Source organism: Streptomyces sp. NPDC030838 (assembly GCF_055572035.1).
Genome location: NZ_JBVIED010000004.1, coordinates 220,685 through 237,348 on the forward strand (window position 1 = coordinate 220,685; position 16,664 = coordinate 237,348).

The following is a 16,664-nucleotide window of genomic DNA, read 5'->3' on the forward strand; positions in this document are numbered from 1 at the left end:
ATCATGCTCCTTGGGCATGGGACGAGGTCTCTGCGGCCGGGCTCGAGACATTGTCTTCGGTGGCCGTTTCGGCGGCGGAGGGCCCGCCCTTGCGTGCGCGCCAGGCGTTGCGGAGCATCTCGTGCCACCGCGGACGCTTGCGCGGCGGGACATGGTCCACGCCGCCCAGCGACCACGGATTGCAACGCAGGATGCGCCAGGCCGTGAGCGCGGTGCCCTTGAGAGCCCCGTGCCGGTCGATGGCCGTGTAGCCGTAGTGGGAACACGACGGGTAGTACTTGCACACCGGCCCGAGCAGCGGGCTGATGGTCCACTGGTAGAGCTTGATCAGCGCCAGCAGCGGGTACTTCATCGCGCACCCCCTCCCAGCAGCCGCTGAAGGGCGGCATCCAGGTCTCGGGCCAGTTGGGCGTGGTCGGCGTCACCCGCACCGGGCAACGCACGTACGACTACCAGGCTACCGGGGGGAAGCTGGGCGACTCGATCGCGCATCAGATGGCGAAGTCTGCGCTTCACCTTGTTGCGCACGACCGCACCGCCCACGGCCTTGCTCACGACGAAACCCGCACGCGTCGGGGGAGCGCTCTCCCCAGGCGCGTGCGGGTCCGTGGCACCGCTTCGAAGGTGGACGACGAGGAGCGGGCGTCCGGCCCGGCGTCCTCGTCGTACCGCGGTCGCGAAGTCCTCGCGCCGCCTCAGCCGGTTCTCGGTGGGCAGCACGACGTCATGACCTGACCGGGATCAGGCGGACAGACGGGCGCGACCCTTGCTACGGCGGGACGCGAGAATCGCGCGGCCGGCACGGGTGCGCATACGCAGCCGGAAGCCGTGGGTCTTCGCGCGACGACGGTTGTTCGGCTGGAAGGTGCGCTTGCTCACTCGGGGGCTCCAGAAAGAAATCGGTGGTGGCGGGGTGCCGTCCTGGCTGTCACCGTGCGCCCACGAGTAGCTCGCGTTACGCCCGAGTGCACCGCTTTCCGATCACCGGACTACCCCCGCGCTTGCGGAGACGTGATCTGTGCCCATCGGAGGCAGGCGGCAGCAGCCATCGACAACTCGACCTGGTTACGGTACGCGCGGCTACGCCATCCGGTCAAACCGGCGGCGAGTGAGGGACACTATCCACAGGCTGGGGACAACAACTTGAACCGCACGGGTCGCCCTGACTACCGTGGCTGGACTCCGATTCGTTCCCTTATCCCTACCCACCCCGATTTACATCCCGACCCGTCCCACAACCACACGTTCGTGGGACCTGTGAGAGAGCGTGTCCTGTGGCTGACGTACCTGCCGATGTTGCCGCAGTGTGGCCACGCGTTCTCGAGCAGCTTCTCGGTGAGGGCCGCGGACAGGGTGTCGAGGCCAAGGACGAGCACTGGATCCGGCGCTGCCAGCCCCTCGCGCTGGTCGCCGACACCGCGCTGCTCGCCGTACCGAACGAATTCGCGAAGGGTGTGCTCGAAGGCCGCCTCGCCCCGGTCGTGAGCGAGACGCTGAGCCGCGAGTGCGGCCGCCCGATCCGTATCGCGATCACCGTCGACGACTCCGCGGGCGAGCCGCCGGCCCCGCCGACGCCGCCCGCCCAGCCGCGCTACGAGGAGCCCGAGCTCCCGTCGAGCCCGTACGAGGGCTACGGCCGCCACCGCGCGGAGCCGCTCCCCGGCACCGACGACCAGCTCCCCGCCGCCCGCCCCGCCTACCCGGCGGAGTACCAGCGCCCCGAGCCGGGCGCCTGGCCGCGGCCGGGCCAGGACGAGTACAGCTGGCAGCAGCCGCGTCTCGGCTTCCCCGAGCGGGACCCGTACGCGACGCCGCCGCAGGACGCGTACCGCTCGCACGCCCAGGACTCCTACGGGCCGCCCGCCAAGGAGACGTACGGGTCCTCCGGGAACGACACCTACGGGTCCTCCGACACCAAGGGCTACGGCGGCCAGCCGGGCGAGGGCTACGGCGCGCCGTCCCAGGACTACCGCCCGCAGGGCATGGAGCGCCCGCCGTACGACCAGCAGCGCGCCGACTACGAGCAGTCGCGCGGTGACTACGAGCCGCCGCGCGGCGACTACGACCAGCACGGTCGTCGTGAGCTGCCCGAGCCTCCGTCCGGCGGTCCCGTGCACCGCGGCCCGGCCGGCACCGCGCTGCCCTCCGGGAGCGGCGCCCCCGGCCCGCTGGCCGCGCAGCCCGCTCCGGCGGCCGGTCCCGGCGAGCCGACCGCGCGGCTGAACCCGAAGTACCTCTTCGACACCTTCGTCATCGGCGCCTCGAACCGCTTCGCGCACGCCGCCGCGGTGGCCGTCGCCGAGGCGCCCGCGAAGGCGTACAACCCGCTGTTCATCTACGGCGAGTCCGGGCTCGGCAAGACGCACCTGCTGCACGCGATCGGGCACTACGCGCGGAGCCTCTACCCGGGCACGCGCGTGCGGTACGTGAGCTCGGAGGAGTTCACCAACGAGTTCATCAACTCCATCCGCGACGGCAAGGGTGACAGCTTCCGCAAGCGCTACCGCGAGATGGACATCCTGCTCGTCGACGACATCCAGTTCCTGGCGGACAAGGAGTCGACGCAGGAGGAGTTCTTCCACACCTTCAACACGCTTCACAACGCGAACAAGCAGATCGTGCTGTCCTCCGACCGGCCGCCGAAGCAGCTGGTCACGCTGGAGGACCGGCTGCGGAACCGTTTCGAGTGGGGGCTGATCACCGACGTCCAGCCGCCCGAGCTGGAGACGCGGATCGCGATCCTGCGCAAGAAGGCGGTGCAGGAGCAGCTGAACGCGCCGCCGGAGGTGCTGGAGTTCATCGCGTCCCGGATCTCGCGCAACATCCGTGAGCTGGAGGGCGCGCTGATCCGGGTGACGGCGTTCGCGTCGCTCAACCGGCAGCCGGTGGACCTGGGCCTGACGGAGATCGTCCTCAAGGACCTGATCCCCGGCGGCGAGGACTCCGCGCCCGAGATCACGTCGACGGCGATCATGGGCGCAACGGCGGACTACTTCGGGCTGACCGTCGAGGACCTGTGCGGCACCTCGCGCGGGCGCGCGCTGGTCACGGCGAGGCAGATCGCCATGTACCTGTGCCGTGAGCTCACGGACCTGTCCCTGCCGAAGATCGGCGCGCTGTTCGGCGGCCGGGACCACACGACGGTGATGCACGCCGACCGCAAGATCCGCAATCTGATGGCCGAGCGGCGCTCCATCTACAACCAGGTGACCGAGCTGACGAACCGCATCAAGAACGGCTGAGAGGCCTTCCGCACGGCGTCGAGGGCGCCCCGGGACGAGATCCCCGGGGCGCCCTTCTTCATGCCGCGGTCGCCGGTTGTTCGATTACCTGCCGGGTTACGGCCACTCTCCACAGATTCGGTGACTTTCTTCCGTCCACACACTGGGGACTGCGAAGTTGTCCAGATCGCGTCCACAGGCAACCCTGTTGAAAGACCATCAGACCAGGTCAGCTGGTTGTGGATCCGTGGACGAACGATCTCCACAGCTTGTGGACAACGCGGCGGTCCACAAGCTGTGCACGGAGTTGTCCACGGGCAACCCACAGCCTGGGGGCGGTTGTCCCCAGCGATCCCCAGCTTCTCCACATGGCTGTCCACTGTTCGGCAACGCGACGCACCTCCTCACCGCGTCGAGTGAAAGCCGTCACACAAAGGTGCCGGGTTGGGCTGTGGGAAAGATGGGTAAAGCTGGGGACGGCGCTGGGGAGAACTCGCCCCCGCCTGTGCACGGGGTGTGCAGAACTTTCTTTTCTCCACAGAGACCCCGGGTTGTCCACCGGCACCGCCCACAGGGCCCGTGGACAAAACCTCCGCGCTGAGCTGGGCAAACGTGGTTATCCACGGTATCCACAGGCCCTACTACTACGAACGACCATAGAGAGCCCGGAATCCGTTTCGAAGAGGGTCCTGTGCACAACTCGCTCTTCGCCGCCCGGCTGCCCCTCGGTACGACTTGACCCCGAGAGGCACCTACTGTCAGTGCGGTGCGTCAGACTGGTCCCCGGTGTCCTTCCCCTAGCCGGGGCCGGCGACACCGAGACAGACGACGAAGGCGAAGCAGGGCGAGAAGCGCCGGCAACAGCAGGAGGCGGCTTACGGTGAAGATCCGGGTGGAACGCGACGTACTCGCGGAGGCAGTGGCCTGGGCGGCGCGCAGCCTCCCGGCCCGTCCGCCGGCGCCTGTCCTCGCCGGCCTGCTGCTGAAGGCGGAGGACGGCCAGCTGAGCCTGTCCAGCTTCGACTACGAGGTCTCCGCGCGTGTGAGCGTCGAGGCCGAGGTCGAGGAGGAGGGCACGGTCCTGGTCTCCGGCCGTCTGCTCGCCGACATCTCCCGGGCGCTCCCCAACCGCCCGGTGGAGATTTCCACAGACGGTGTACGGGCGACCGTGGTCTGCGGCTCCTCCCGCTTCACCCTCCACACCCTGCCTGTGGAGGAGTACCCGGCGCTGCCGCAGATGCCGAACGCCACGGGCACCGTCCCGGGCGAGGTCTTCGCCTCCGCCGTGCAACAGGTCGCCATCGCCGCCGGCCGCGACGACACGCTGCCCGTCCTCACCGGTGTGCGCATCGAGATCGAGGGCGACACGGTCACGCTGGCCTCCACCGACCGCTACCGCTTCGCGGTCCGCGAGTTCCTGTGGAAGCCGGAGAACCCGGACGCGTCCGCGGTCGCCCTGGTGCCCGCCAAGACGCTGCTGGACACCGCGAAGTCCCTGGGCGCCGGCGACAGCGTCACCCTGGCGCTCTCCGGCTCGGGCGCGGGTGAGGGTCTGATCGGTTTCGAGGGCGCGGGCCGCCGGACGACCACGCGTCTGCTGGAGGGCGACCTCCCGAAGTACCGCACGCTGTTCCCGACGGAGTTCAACAGCGTCGCCGTGATCGAGACCGCCCCCTTCGTGGAGGCCGTCAAGCGTGTGGCCCTGGTCGCCGAGCGGAACACCCCGGTGCGGCTCAGCTTCGAGCAGGGCGTGCTCATCCTGGAGGCCGGCTCCAGTGACGACGCACAGGCTGTGGAAAGGGTCGACGCCCAGCTGGAGGGCGACGACATCTCGATCGCCTTCAACCCGACCTTCCTGCTGGACGGTCTGAGCGCGATCGACTCCCCGGTCGCCCAGCTGTCCTTCACCACGTCCACCAAGCCCGCGCTGCTCAGCGGCAAGCCGGCGCTCGACGCGGAGGCGGACGAGGCGTACAAGTACCTGATCATGCCGGTCCGGCTCAGCGGCTGACGGTCCTTCCACAGCGGAAACCGCAGGTCAGGGCGTGTGTGCGGATGAGCGCTTATGCCCACAGGTGTGCACGAGCGTCCGGGTTTAGGCTCGGACACAGGTACGACGGTGCCGTGGCGGGAAACCGCCCGGCACGGCCGTACCGACACGCCACCTAGGACACCTAAGGAACACAACTGATGGAGCTCGGTCTCGTCGGCCTCGGCAAGATGGGCGGCAACATGCGCGAGCGGATCCGCCGCGCGGGCCACACCGTCGTCGGATACGACCGCAATCCGGACCTCGCCGATGTCCACAGCCTGGAAGAGCTTGTGGGCAAGCTCAAGGGCCCGCGCGTGGTCTGGGTCATGGTCCCGGCCGGTGAGGCCACCCAGTCGACCATCGACCAGCTCGCCGAGCTGCTGGAGCCCGGCGACATCGTCGTGGACGGCGGCAACTCCCGCTGGACGGACGATGAGAAGCACGCCGCCGAGCTGGCCGCCAAGGGCATCGGCTTCGTCGACTGCGGTGTCTCCGGCGGTGTGTGGGGCCTGGAGAACGGCTACGCGCTGATGTACGGCGGCGACAAGGAGAACGTCGCCAAGGTGCAGCCGATCTTCGACGCGCTCAAGCCGGAGGGCGACTTCGGCTCGGTGCACGCCGGCAAGGTCGGCGCGGGCCACTTCGCGAAGATGGTCCACAACGGCATCGAGTACGCCATGATGCAGGCCTACGCCGAGGGCTGGGAGCTGCTGGAGAAGGTCGACTCCGTGGAGAACGTCCGCGAGGTCTTCCGCTCCTGGCAGGAGGGCACGGTCATCCGTTCCTGGCTGCTGGACCTGGCGGTCAACGCCCTCGACGAGGACGAGCACCTGGACGAGCTGCGCGGTTATGCACAGGACTCCGGCGAGGGCCGCTGGACTGTGGAAGCCGCCATCGACAACGCCGTGCCGCTGCCCGCGATCACGGCCTCCCTGTTCGCGCGGTTCGCCTCGCGCCAGGACGACTCGCCGCAGATGAAGATGATCGCCGCGCTGCGCAACCAGTTCGGCGGCCACGCGGTCGAGAAGAAGTAATCCACACCCTGGGGAAACCCGGGGCGACAGCTCCGGGGAGAACCCGGGGTGACCACGCCGGAGGAGGTCGGCGAACGACATGCACGTCACGCATCTGTCGCTGGCCGACTTCCGCTCGTACGCCCGGGCCGAGGTCCCGCTCGACCCGGGCGTCACGGCGTTCGTCGGCCCCAACGGCCAGGGCAAGACGAACCTGGTCGAGGCCGTCGGCTATCTCGCCACCCTCGGCAGCCACCGCGTCTCCTCCGACGCGCCTCTCGTCCGCATGGGTGCCGAGCGGGCGATCATCCGGGCCCAGGTCCGGCAGGGTGACCGGCAACAGCTGGTCGAGCTGGAGCTGAACCCCGGCAAGGCCAACCGCGCCCGCATCAACCGGTCCTCGCAGGTCAGGCCCCGCGATGTGCTCGGCATCCTGCGCACCGTCCTGTTCGCGCCGGAGGACCTGGCGCTGGTCAAGGGTGACCCGGGCGAGCGCCGGCGCTTCCTCGACGAGCTGATCACCGCCCGCTCGCCGCGCATGGCCGGCGTGCGCTCGGACTACGACCGGGTGCTGAAGCAGCGCAACACGCTCCTGAAGACGGCCGCGCTGGCCCGCCGCCACGGCGGCCGCTCGATGGACCTGTCCACCCTCGACGTGTGGGACCAGCACCTCGCCCGCGCGGGCGCCGAACTGCTCGCCCAGCGCCTGGACCTGATCAGCGCCATCCAGCCGCTCGCCGACAAGGCGTACGAACAGCTGGCCCCCGGCGGCGGCCCGCTCGCCCTGGAGTACAAGCCGTCCGCGCCGGGCGAGGCGCATACACGCGAGGCGCTGTTCGAGCAGCTCATGGCCGCCCTCGCCGAGGCCCGCAAGCAGGAGATCGAGCGGGGCGTCACCCTCGTCGGACCGCACCGCGACGACCTGTTGCTCAAGCTCGGCGACATGCCCGCCAAGGGCTACGCCTCCCACGGCGAGTCCTGGTCCTACGCGCTGGCGCTGCGTCTGGCCTCCTACGACCTGCTGCGCGCCGAGGGCAACGAGCCGGTGCTGATCCTGGACGACGTCTTCGCCGAGCTGGACGCCCGCCGCCGCGAGCGGCTGGCCGAGCTGGTCGCGCCCGGCGAGCAGGTGCTGGTGACGGCCGCGGTCGACGACGACGTACCCGGCGTGCTGACCGGGGCACGGTACGCGGTGTCCGGCGGGACGGTGGAACGCGTATGACCGACCGGGAACCGAAGAGGCCCCCCGAGCCCTCCGGCGTCGACCTCGCGCGCGTGGCGCTGCGGGCGGCGAAGGAGGCGGCACGCGCGCGTGGGGACGCGGCGCAGCAGAAGAAGCAGGCGCGCCGCGGCGGCGGCCTGCGCTCCGGCGCGCGCGCCGACGGCCGCGATCCGATGGCGCTCGGCGCGGCGATCAACCGGCTGATCACCGAGCGCGGCTGGGAGGCGCCGGCCGCGGTGGGCGGGGTGATGGGCCGCTGGCCGGAGATCGTCGGCGAGGACCTGGCCAAGCACTGCGTCCCGGAGCGGTATGACGAGGACGAGCGGGTGCTGGTCGTGCGCTGCGACTCCACGGCCTGGGCGACGAACCTGCGGCTGCTCGCCCCGCAGCTGGTGGCCCGGCTGAACGAGGACCTGGGCCATGGCGCGGTCCGGATGATCAAGGTGCTGGGCCCGGGCGGCCCGGCTCGCCGCTACGGCCCCCTGCGCGCTCCGGGCAGCACCGGTCCCGGCGACACCTACGGCTGAGTCCGCGCGCTCCCTCGGCGTTTCATCGGGCGCACGTGACCGACTTCACGTCACCGCACCCCACAGGTCCCCTTTTCCACAGCAGTCACTGTCTTGTCGTACAACCGCACGCGCATGCGAATTCGGACCTGACCGCTGAGTAGCCAAGGGTTGACACCTCGAAGCGCTGGGTGCCTCTGTGAGCCTCTTGGAGCCCCCATCCGCATATCGGGACCCGATCGAGGACGGTTCAGGGCGGCACATGAGGACTCAGGTACCGGCAAACCCCCATCACTGTCAGTGCTACCGGTAGACTGGAAGACAATCCCGCCCCGAACGTGGGGACCGCCCGGGAAACGCTGAGCAACGCTGATCAAGGCTTACCAACGCAACATGCCGCAGCCGCTCCGGCAACCCGCCGACGAGCCCGGCTCGTGCTGTGCCAGAAAGGGCGCTTCGTGGCCGATTCCGGCAACCCCAACGAGAACATCCCGTCCACCGAGGCCATGGCCGCACGCGCCGAGGCCTCCGTCGCTGCGTCCTACGACGCCAGTGCCATCACCGTCCTCGAGGGTCTGGACGCGGTCCGCAAGCGACCCGGTATGTACATCGGTTCCACCGGTGAGCGCGGCCTGCACCACCTCGTGTACGAGGTGGTCGACAACTCCGTCGACGAGGCGCTGGCCGGGCACGCGGACACGATCGAGGTGACGATCCTCGCCGACGGCGGCGTCCGCGTCGTCGACAACGGCCGTGGCATCCCGGTGGGCATCGTCCCGTCCGAGGGCAAGCCGGCCGTCGAGGTCGTGCTGACCGTGCTCCACGCGGGCGGCAAGTTCGGCGGCGGTGGCTACGCGGTCTCCGGTGGTCTGCACGGCGTCGGCGTCTCGGTCGTGAACGCCCTCTCCAGCAAGGTCTCCGTCGAGGTGAAGACCGACGGTCACCGCTGGACGCAGGACTACAAGATGGGCGTTCCGACCGCCCCCCTGGCCAAGCACGAGGCCACCGACGAGACCGGCACCTCGGTCACCTTCTGGGCCGACGGCGACATCTTCGAGACCACCGAGTACTCGTTCGAGACGCTCTCGCGCCGCTTCCAGGAGATGGCGTTCCTGAACAAGGGACTGACCATCAAGCTCACCGACGAGCGCGAGTCGGCGAAGGCCACGTCCGGCGCGGACGAGGCGGGCGCGGACGAGACGGACGAGCCCAAGACCGTCACGTACCACTACGAGGGCGGCATCGTCGACTTCGTGAAGTACCTGAACTCCCGCAAGGGAGACGTGGTGCACCCCACCGTCATCGACCTGGAGGCGGAGGACAAGGAGAGGAGCCTCTCCCTCGAAGTCGCGATGCAGTGGAACAGCGGCTACACCGAGGGTGTCTACTCCTTCGCCAACATCATCCACACCCACGAGGGCGGCACCCACGAAGAGGGCTTCCGCGCGGCGCTGACGAACCTGATCAACAAGTACGCGCGCGACAAGAAGCTGCTGCGGGAGAAGGACGACAACCTCACGGGTGACGACATCCGCGAGGGTCTGACCGCGATCATCTCGGTCAAGCTCAGCGAGCCGCAGTTCGAGGGCCAGACCAAGACCAAGCTGGGCAACACGGAGGCGAAGACCTTCGTCCAGAAGGCGGTCTACGAGCACCTCAACGACTGGCTGGACCGCAACCCGGTCGAGGCCGCGGACATCGTCCGCAAGGGCATCCAGGCGGCCACCGCGCGCGTGGCGGCCCGCAAGGCCCGCGACCTGACCCGCCGCAAGGGCCTGCTGGAGTCGGCGTCCCTGCCGGGCAAGCTCTCCGACTGCCAGTCGAACGACCCCACCAAGTGCGAGATCTTCATCGTCGAGGGTGACTCCGCCGGCGGCTCGGCCAAGTCCGGCCGCAACCCGGAGTACCAGGCGATCCTCCCGATCCGCGGCAAGATCCTCAACGTCGAGAAGGCGCGGATCGACAAGATCCTGCAGAACCAGGAGATCCAGGCGCTGATCTCGGCCTTCGGCACCGGAGTCCACGAGGATTTCGACATCGAGAAGCTGCGCTATCACAAGATCATCCTGATGGCGGACGCCGACGTCGACGGCCAGCACATCAACACGCTGCTGCTGACCTTCCTGTTCCGCTTCATGCGGCCGCTGGTCGAGGCGGGCCATGTGTTCCTGTCCCGTCCCCCGCTCTACAAGATCAAGTGGGGCCGGGAGGACGTCGAGTACGCGTACTCCGACCGCGAGCGCGACGCGCTGATCGAGATGGGCCGCCAGCGCGGCAAGCGCATCCGCGAGGACTCGATCCAGCGCTTCAAGGGCCTCGGCGAGATGAACGCCGAGGAGCTGCGCGTAACGACCATGGACCAGGAGCACCGCGTCCTCGGCCAGGTCACCCTCGACGACGCCGCCCAGGCCGACGAGCTGTTCTCGGTCCTGATGGGCGAGGACGTCGAGGCCCGCCGCGCGTTCATCCAGCGCAACGCCAAGGACGTCCGCTTCCTCGACATCTGAGTCGGTCTCAGCTGACCGCACCAGGAAGGATCCTCACCAGCAATGGCCGACGAGAACACCCCTGTCACCCCTGAAGAGGGCGGCGACATCGCCATGCGGATCGAGCCCGTCGGGCTCGAGACGGAGATGCAGCGCTCGTACCTCGACTACGCGATGTCCGTCATCGTCTCGCGTGCGCTGCCGGACGTCCGGGACGGCCTCAAGCCCGTCCACCGCCGCGTCCTGTACGCCATGTACGACGGCGGCTACCGCCCCGAGCGCGGCTTCTACAAGTGCGCGCGTGTCGTGGGCGACGTCATGGGTAACTACCACCCCCACGGCGACAGCTCCATCTACGACGCTCTGGTCCGTCTCGCCCAGCCCTGGGCGATGCGCATGCCGCTCGTCGACTCCAACGGCAACTTCGGCTCCCCGGGCAACGACCCGGCCGCGGCCATGCGGTACACCGAGTGCAAGATGGCGCCGCTGTCGATGGAGATGGTCCGCGACATCGACGAGGAGACCGTCGACTTCACGGACAACTACGACGGCCGCTCCCAGGAGCCGACCGTCCTGCCCTCCCGCTTCCCGAACCTGCTGATCAACGGCTCGGCCGGTATCGCGGTCGGCATGGCGACCAACATCCCGCCGCACAACCTGCGCGAGGTCGCGTCCGGCGCCCAGTGGTACCTGGAGCACCCCGAGGCCTCGCACGAGGAGCTGCTGGACGCGCTGATCGAGCGCATCAAGGGCCCCGACTTCCCGACCGGCGCGCTCGTCGTCGGCCGCAAGGGCATCGAGGAGGCGTACCGCACCGGCCGCGGCTCGATCACCATGCGCGCGGTCGTCGAGGTCGAGGAGATCCAGAACCGCCAGTGCCTGGTGGTCACGGAGCTGCCGTACCAGGTCAACCCGGACAACCTCGCGCAGAAGATCGCCGACCTGGTGAAGGACGGCAAGATCGGCGGCATCGCGGACGTCCGCGACGAGACGTCGTCCCGTACGGGCCAGCGCCTGGTGATCGTCCTCAAGCGGGACGCGGTCGCCAAGGTCGTCCTGAACAACCTGTACAAGCACACCGACCTGCAGACCAACTTCGGCGCCAACATGCTGGCGCTGGTCGACGGCGTGCCGCGCACCCTCTCCCTGGACGCCTTCATCCGCCACTGGGTGACGCACCAGATCGAGGTCATCGTCCGCCGCACGCGCTTCCGGCTGCGCAAGGCCGAGGAGCGCGCCCACATCCTGCGCGGCCTCCTCAAGGCCCTGGACGCCATCGACGAGGTCATCGCGCTGATCCGGCGCAGCGAGACCGTCGAGATCGCGCGCGGCGGCCTGATGGACCTCCTCGACATCGACGAGATCCAGGCCAACGCGATCCTCGAGATGCAGCTCCGCCGGCTGGCGGCCCTGGAGCGGCAGAAGATCGTCCAGGAGCACGACGAGCTCCAGGCGAAGATCAACGAGTACAACGAGATCCTGGCCTCGCCGGTCCGCCAGCGCGGCATCGTCAGCGAGGAGCTCGCCGCGATCGTCGAGAAGTACGGCGACGACCGCAAGACCCAGCTGGTGCCCTACGACGGTGACATGTCCATCGAGGACCTGATCGCCGAGGAGGACATCGTCGTCACCGTCACGCGCGGCGGCTACGTCAAGCGCACCAAGACGGACGACTACCGCGCCCAGAAGCGCGGCGGCAAGGGCGTACGCGGCGCGAAGCTGAAGGAAGACGACATCGTCGACCACTTCTTCGTCTCGACCACGCACCACTGGCTGCTGTTCTTCACCAACAAGGGCCGGGTCTACCGCGCGAAGGCCTACGAGCTGCCGGACGCCGGCCGCGACGCGCGCGGTCAGCACGTCGCCAACCTGCTGGCCTTCCAGCCGGACGAGGCGATCGCCGAGATCCTGGCGATCCGCGACTACGAGGCGGCGCCCTACCTGGTCCTGGCCACCAAGGCCGGCCTGGTGAAGAAGACCCCTCTGAAGGACTACGACTCCCCCCGCTCGGGTGGTGTCATCGCCATCAACCTCCGTGAGCGCGAGGACGGCTCGGACGACGAGCTGATCGGCGCCGAGCTGGTCTCGGCCGACGACGATCTGCTGCTCATCAGCAAGAAGGCGCAGTCGATCCGGTTCACGGCGACGGACGAGTCGCTGCGCCCGATGGGCCGCGCGACCTCGGGCGTCAAGGGCATGAGTTTCCGCGAGGGAGACGAACTGCTCTCGATGAATGTTGTTCGACCCGGTACGTTCGTGTTCACTGCCACCGACGGCGGGTACGCGAAGCGGACCGCTGTCGACGAGTACCGCGTCCAGGGGCGCGGCGGCCTCGGCATCAAGGCCGCCAAGATCGTCGAGGACCGCGGCTCGCTCGTCGGTGCGCTGGTGGTCGAGGAGACCGACGAGATCCTCGCCATCACGCTGTCCGGCGGTGTGATTCGCACGCGAGTCAACGAGGTCAGGGAGACGGGCCGTGACACCATGGGCGTCCAACTGATCAATCTGGGCAAGCGCGATGCTGTGGTCGGCATCGCACGTAACGCCGAGGCGGGACGCGAGGCGGAGGAGGTCGACGGCGACGTGGCCGTCGACGAGACCGCCGAGGGTGCCGCGACCACCGGCACGGACGAGGGTGAGGCGCCCTCGACCGAGTAGCACGAGGAGTGAGTCAGCGTGAGCGGAGCCACGGGCGCCGGATCGGCCGGTACCTCGACGGGTCGTACGACCGGTCAGGAAGCGGACGGCGGCGGCCGTGGCTCCGCCGCGCAGGTGACGGATCCGCAGACGACCAATCTGCAAGCGATCAAGTCGCCTTCGAAGAGTGCGAAGGACTCGCCCTCGCCTGACACGCATGGATCCCAGGGGGGAACTGTGACGGACACCCGAGGCCCGCAGACCCAGCAGCCGGGGGCCTCGCCGCTGCCGGGGGAACGGCAGCCGCAGCAGCCCTCCGGGCCCTACCACCCGCCGCAGGCGTACCCCGCGCAGGAGCAGGGGGCGCAGAGCGCGGCGGGGAGCGCCGCCGTACGCCGGCCGCGCACCGGGGCGCGCACCACGCCGCGCGTCCGCAAGGCGCGGCTGCGGGTGGCGAAGGCCGACCCGTGGTCGGTCATGAAGGTGAGCTTCCTGCTGTCGATCGCGCTGGGCATCTGCACGATCGTGGCGGCGGCCGTGCTGTGGATGGTCATGGACGCGATGGGCGTTTTCTCGACCGTCGGCGGCACCATCTCCGAGGCGACCGGCTCCAACGAGTCGAACGGCTTCGACCTCCAGGCGTTCCTGTCCCTGCCCAACGTTCTGCTCTTCACCTCGATCATCGCGGTCATCGACGTCGTCCTCGCGACCGCCCTCGCCACCCTCGGCGCCTTCATCTACAACCTCTCCGCGGGCTTCGTGGGTGGAGTCGAGCTGACGCTCGCCGAGGACGAGTGAGCCGGGGTTCAAACCCTCGACGGCTATCGATTTTGGGACTGGGCCGGTCGTGCGCTAATCTTCAGGAGTCAGCGCGCGGGACACACACCGCAGAGCGCGGCGGGGCTATAGCTCAGTTGGTTAGAGCGCATCCCTGATAAGGATGAGGCCACAGGTTCAAATCCTGTTAGCCCCACCAACACGAAGACCCCCGGTCCGGATGGACCGGGGGTCTTCGGCGTCTGGCCCGAGGATCGACCGGCTCGTCGCCCGCGCATGCACGGCTCATGATCAGCCTGCGGGCCGCCCGTGCGTGATCGACGTGCGGCGCCAGGGACCCATCGACGTGCGACGCCAGGGACCCCTGGATGACCGCATCGGTCAGGCGCAGCCTTCGCCCCGAAACGGGGAGGCTTGCCCGAATATATGTCTTAAATCCCGTGAGAATTTCTTACAAAGATCGTTTACAGTGGATCTTGATCACTGCAAGGTGATCAAGGGCTGTGTGCGATATCCGCACGGACCAAGCAGCCCTTTTTCCTACGGGGAGTTAATAAAAAAATGAACAAGTCCGTGACGAAGATAGCCATCGCCGCGACTGCGACGGCTTTCATTGGGGCGCTCACCGCGGCGGCGCCCGCGACCGCGGCCGGCTCGTCCCCGGCTCCGGTGCAGGTCCGCACGTTCACCGCGGACAGCGGTGCCAAGCCTCCGGCGGAGCTCATCGGTCCGAACGGTGAGAAGCCCGAGGAGTGGGGCGTGGTGAGCTTCCCCGCCGGCGCCAAGGGCCTGAAGACCCCCCGGGTGAGCAAGGGCGGCGGGACCTGGACCTACGGCACCACCCTGGACGGTGCTTACAAGGGCTGCTACTCGAACTACATTCACCCGACGAAGAAGCACTCGGCGAGCGTGGCCATCGCCAACGCCACCGACAAGGACATTCGGGAGAAGGACATCTGGGCCAAGGCCTACGAGAAGGCCGGTGCCGCCCACACCTGCAACGCCTACTGGGGCGTCTACTAAACACGGCGCCTGATCCGGCGCGCTGATCCATGTCCTGGTCGACTGCCGTCTCGGCGGTGGCGGCCAGGACATGGATCGTTTTTGCTCGCTCACATCCCCCCACTGCAAGGTTGTGTTCGTGCGTTCCTCCTTCTTGAGATTGACACTGGTTCTGGCAATTCCCGCAGCCGTGGGAATTCTCGGCCCCCTGCTCGGGCCGGTGAGCGGACAGGTGAGCCAGGTTGCTTCCGACACGCTGAGTGCCGGGTGGGCGTATGCCGCGGTCGCCTATGTGGCCGGAATGGCGGGCCATTCGAAAAGAGGGGCTGCCGTCCTCGGCGTCGCCTCTCTCTGGGTCTGCGTGTCGGCCTACTACCTGACGAAGGCCGCTCAGGGCGACTACCTGAAGGCGGACCTCAGCGACCCCACCGGGAAGACCGAGTACTTCGCGTGGGGCGAGCTGATGTCCATGATCGGGCTGTGGGGCGTGTTCGCCTGCCTCCTGGGGCCCGTCTGCGGGATCGCCGGGAGGACGTCACTCAGCGGTCCCTTCCGTCTCCTTTCCCAACTCCTGGTGCCTGTCGTGGTCGTGGCCGAGACCACCCTGCGCCTGGCCCATCCGGCTCCTCTGCAGGACCAGCTGGTGGTGACCATGTGGCAGGTCACGCGGATAGTGGCGATAGCCGCTGTCATCGCTCTGGTCGTCAAGGCGCTGTGGAAGGGGCGGGCGTCGGTAAGCCATGCGGGGTGAAGGGCGTCTCCATGTGCCGATCCCTTGCCGGGGGTGGCCTCGGACGCACGAAGGCCCGGTCACCGAGGGGTGACCGGGCCGCTTCGTGAGGGCGGTACGCAGTTCGCCGTGCTGACAGGGTCGGAGGACAGAGGATCGGGTTCGGGCGGGTGCGGGAGCGGCGCTCAGCGCTGGAGAGGTGGCGCGGCGGGCTCGTCCGGCTCGGCCGGGGACTCGTCGGTCAGGGGAGCGCAGTCGGCGGTCGCCGGGACGGCGTCGGCGAGGGGGCGGTGCCGGCAGCTCGGGGACGCTCCGTGGGCCTCGGCCCGGATCCGTTGCTTCATCGTGGGGGGCAGGGACCTGGCGTGGGACCAGGCCCAGGGGGACATCGCCGGTGTCGTGACCGGGGCGGTCGCGCCGGTGCCGCTGTTGCGGGCGGAGTCGGTCTGCGGTACGGCCGCGGCGGCGGTCGTGGTGACGAGTCCGAGCGCCGTGCACAGCGCGAGGACGGCGGTGACGAAGGCGGTCCACAGCTTCATGACCGTGGTGCGGGCCATGGCCCCTCACTTTCGGGTTGGGCGATTTGCGTACTTTCCTCATGATGTGTATGGGGGCCGCGAAGTGGTGGACCGACGCCCGTGGCGCGTCGATGTTCAGATCAACACCACTCGGATGGGCGCATGGGGGCTGGAAAAGTCCGGCCGGCGGGAGAAACGGCGGCGATTTCACCGAACGTGAGGGTGTGATCACCCTCAGATCGGAGTGGCTACTTCCGCTTCTACGGCGGTGCGCCGAGCGGGAGTTGAGCCCGGGGCGCAGGTCACCGATCGATATCGGTCGGTGTGTATAGTCGGGCGCCAGAGGTCCCCTACGTCAAGGAAAGACGAGGTCGCGCGGTGAAGAAGCTTCTCCTGGTCGCACTGGCCGCCATCGGCGGGCTCCTCGTGTACCGCCAGATCCAGGCGGATCGCGCCGAGCAGGATCTGTGGACGGAGGCGACTGACTCCGTGCCCACGGGTTCGTGACCACCGACATACC

At 68.7% G+C, this 16,664-nt stretch carries 15 protein-coding genes and 1 tRNA gene; 12 read left to right on the forward strand and 4 right to left on the reverse strand.

What is annotated here, in order from left to right; translation table 11 throughout:
* Position 1 precedes the first annotated feature (1 nt).
* Genes yidD through rpmH form a run of 3 tightly spaced genes read right to left on the reverse strand, consistent with a single transcriptional unit; the run spans position 2 to position 879 of the window.
* Positions 2-352, reverse strand: coding sequence for a membrane protein insertion efficiency factor YidD (yidD, locus tag ACZ42A_RS14225; protein ID WP_468527462.1), 351 nt, complete (start codon positions 350-352; stop codon positions 2-4).
* Positions 349-720 (reverse strand): ribonuclease P protein component, encoded by a 372-nt coding sequence (gene rnpA / locus ACZ42A_RS14230; protein WP_365757026.1) that lies wholly within the window; start codon positions 718-720, stop codon positions 349-351. The genes yidD and rnpA overlap by 4 nt, the downstream gene beginning before the upstream one ends.
* A 21-nt stretch (positions 721-741) precedes the next feature.
* Positions 742-879 carry a 50S ribosomal protein L34 gene (rpmH, locus tag ACZ42A_RS14235; protein WP_003956500.1) on the reverse strand — a complete coding sequence of 46 codons (138 nt, stop codon included), beginning with the start codon at positions 877-879 and terminating at the stop codon, positions 742-744.
* Positions 880-1,274: 395 nt separating this feature from the next.
* Here rpmH and dnaA point away from each other — a divergent pair, with 395 nt between their 5' ends.
* The 11 genes from dnaA to ACZ42A_RS14290 all read left to right on the forward strand — a co-directional run bounded on the left by dnaA (position 1,275) and on the right by ACZ42A_RS14290 (position 15,647).
* Positions 1,275-3,242 (forward strand): chromosomal replication initiator protein DnaA, encoded by a 1,968-nt coding sequence (dnaA, locus tag ACZ42A_RS14240; RefSeq protein ID WP_468527463.1) that lies wholly within the window; start codon positions 1,275-1,277, stop codon positions 3,240-3,242.
* Between the two features lie 859 nt (positions 3,243-4,101).
* Positions 4,102-5,232, forward strand: coding sequence for a DNA polymerase III subunit beta (gene dnaN / locus ACZ42A_RS14245; RefSeq protein ID WP_166000453.1), 1,131 nt, complete (start codon positions 4,102-4,104; stop codon positions 5,230-5,232).
* Between the two features lie 179 nt (positions 5,233-5,411).
* Complete coding sequence (gene gnd / locus ACZ42A_RS14250) at positions 5,412-6,287, forward strand: phosphogluconate dehydrogenase (NAD(+)-dependent, decarboxylating) (protein ID WP_468527464.1); 876 nt, start codon at positions 5,412-5,414, stop codon at positions 6,285-6,287.
* A 79-nt stretch (positions 6,288-6,366) separates the two neighbouring features.
* Complete coding sequence (gene recF, locus ACZ42A_RS14255) at positions 6,367-7,488, forward strand: DNA replication/repair protein RecF (protein WP_468527465.1); 1,122 nt, start codon at positions 6,367-6,369, stop codon at positions 7,486-7,488.
* Positions 7,485-8,015, forward strand: coding sequence for a DciA family protein (locus ACZ42A_RS14260; protein ID WP_468527466.1), 531 nt, complete (start codon positions 7,485-7,487; stop codon positions 8,013-8,015). The genes recF and ACZ42A_RS14260 overlap by 4 nt, the downstream gene beginning before the upstream one ends.
* 413 nt (positions 8,016-8,428) lie before the next feature.
* Positions 8,429-10,501 carry a DNA topoisomerase (ATP-hydrolyzing) subunit B gene (gene gyrB / locus ACZ42A_RS14265; protein WP_468527467.1) on the forward strand — a complete coding sequence of 691 codons (2,073 nt, stop codon included), beginning with the start codon at positions 8,429-8,431 and terminating at the stop codon, positions 10,499-10,501.
* 42 nt (positions 10,502-10,543) lie between these two features.
* The gene (gene gyrA / locus ACZ42A_RS14270; protein ID WP_468527468.1) at positions 10,544-13,138 is read left to right on the forward strand and encodes a DNA gyrase subunit A; all 2,595 of its coding nucleotides are present in this window, start codon (positions 10,544-10,546) and stop codon (positions 13,136-13,138) included.
* 18 nt (positions 13,139-13,156) lie between these two features.
* Positions 13,157-13,915, forward strand: coding sequence for a DUF3566 domain-containing protein (locus ACZ42A_RS14275; protein ID WP_468527469.1), 759 nt, complete (start codon positions 13,157-13,159; stop codon positions 13,913-13,915).
* A 101-nt stretch (positions 13,916-14,016) separates the two neighbouring features.
* A tRNA-Ile gene (locus ACZ42A_RS14280) sits at positions 14,017-14,093 on the forward strand.
* Positions 14,094-14,455: 362 nt separating this feature from the next.
* Complete coding sequence (locus ACZ42A_RS14285; RefSeq protein WP_468527470.1) at positions 14,456-14,917, forward strand: lactococcin 972 family bacteriocin; 462 nt, start codon at positions 14,456-14,458, stop codon at positions 14,915-14,917.
* A 118-nt stretch (positions 14,918-15,035) separates the two neighbouring features.
* Complete coding sequence (locus ACZ42A_RS14290) at positions 15,036-15,647, forward strand: DUF6518 family protein (protein ID WP_468527471.1); 612 nt, start codon at positions 15,036-15,038, stop codon at positions 15,645-15,647.
* A 164-nt stretch (positions 15,648-15,811) separates the two neighbouring features.
* Here ACZ42A_RS14290 and ACZ42A_RS14295 read toward each other — a convergent pair whose 3' ends face one another.
* The gene (locus ACZ42A_RS14295; protein WP_468527472.1) at positions 15,812-16,183 is read right to left on the reverse strand and encodes a DUF6344 domain-containing protein; all 372 of its coding nucleotides are present in this window, start codon (positions 16,181-16,183) and stop codon (positions 15,812-15,814) included.
* A gap of 339 nt (positions 16,184-16,522) precedes the next feature.
* Between ACZ42A_RS14295 and ACZ42A_RS14300 the strand changes: the two genes are divergently transcribed.
* On the forward strand, positions 16,523-16,651 hold the full coding sequence (locus tag ACZ42A_RS14300; RefSeq protein ID WP_003999697.1) for a DLW-39 family protein: 129 nt from the start codon (positions 16,523-16,525) through the stop codon (positions 16,649-16,651).
* The last annotated feature ends 13 nt before the right edge of the window (positions 16,652-16,664 follow it).

Bases quoted from the DNA above. Each gene is read 5' to 3' on its own strand.
- recF (WP_468527465.1), top strand. From the start codon at position 6,367: ATGCACGTCACGCATCTGTCGCTGGCCGACTTCCGCTCGTACGCCCGG.
- ACZ42A_RS14285 (WP_468527470.1), top strand. From the start codon at position 14,456: ATGAACAAGTCCGTGACGAAGATAGCCATCGCCGCGACTGCGACGGCT.
- ACZ42A_RS14260 (WP_468527466.1), top strand. From the start codon at position 7,485: ATGACCGACCGGGAACCGAAGAGGCCCCCCGAGCCCTCCGGCGTCGAC.
- yidD (WP_468527462.1), bottom strand. From the start codon at position 352: ATGAAGTACCCGCTGCTGGCGCTGATCAAGCTCTACCAGTGGACCATC.
- ACZ42A_RS14295 (WP_468527472.1), bottom strand. From the start codon at position 16,183: ATGGCCCGCACCACGGTCATGAAGCTGTGGACCGCCTTCGTCACCGCC.
- gnd (WP_468527464.1), top strand. From the start codon at position 5,412: ATGGAGCTCGGTCTCGTCGGCCTCGGCAAGATGGGCGGCAACATGCGC.
- gyrA (WP_468527468.1), top strand. From the start codon at position 10,544: ATGGCCGACGAGAACACCCCTGTCACCCCTGAAGAGGGCGGCGACATC.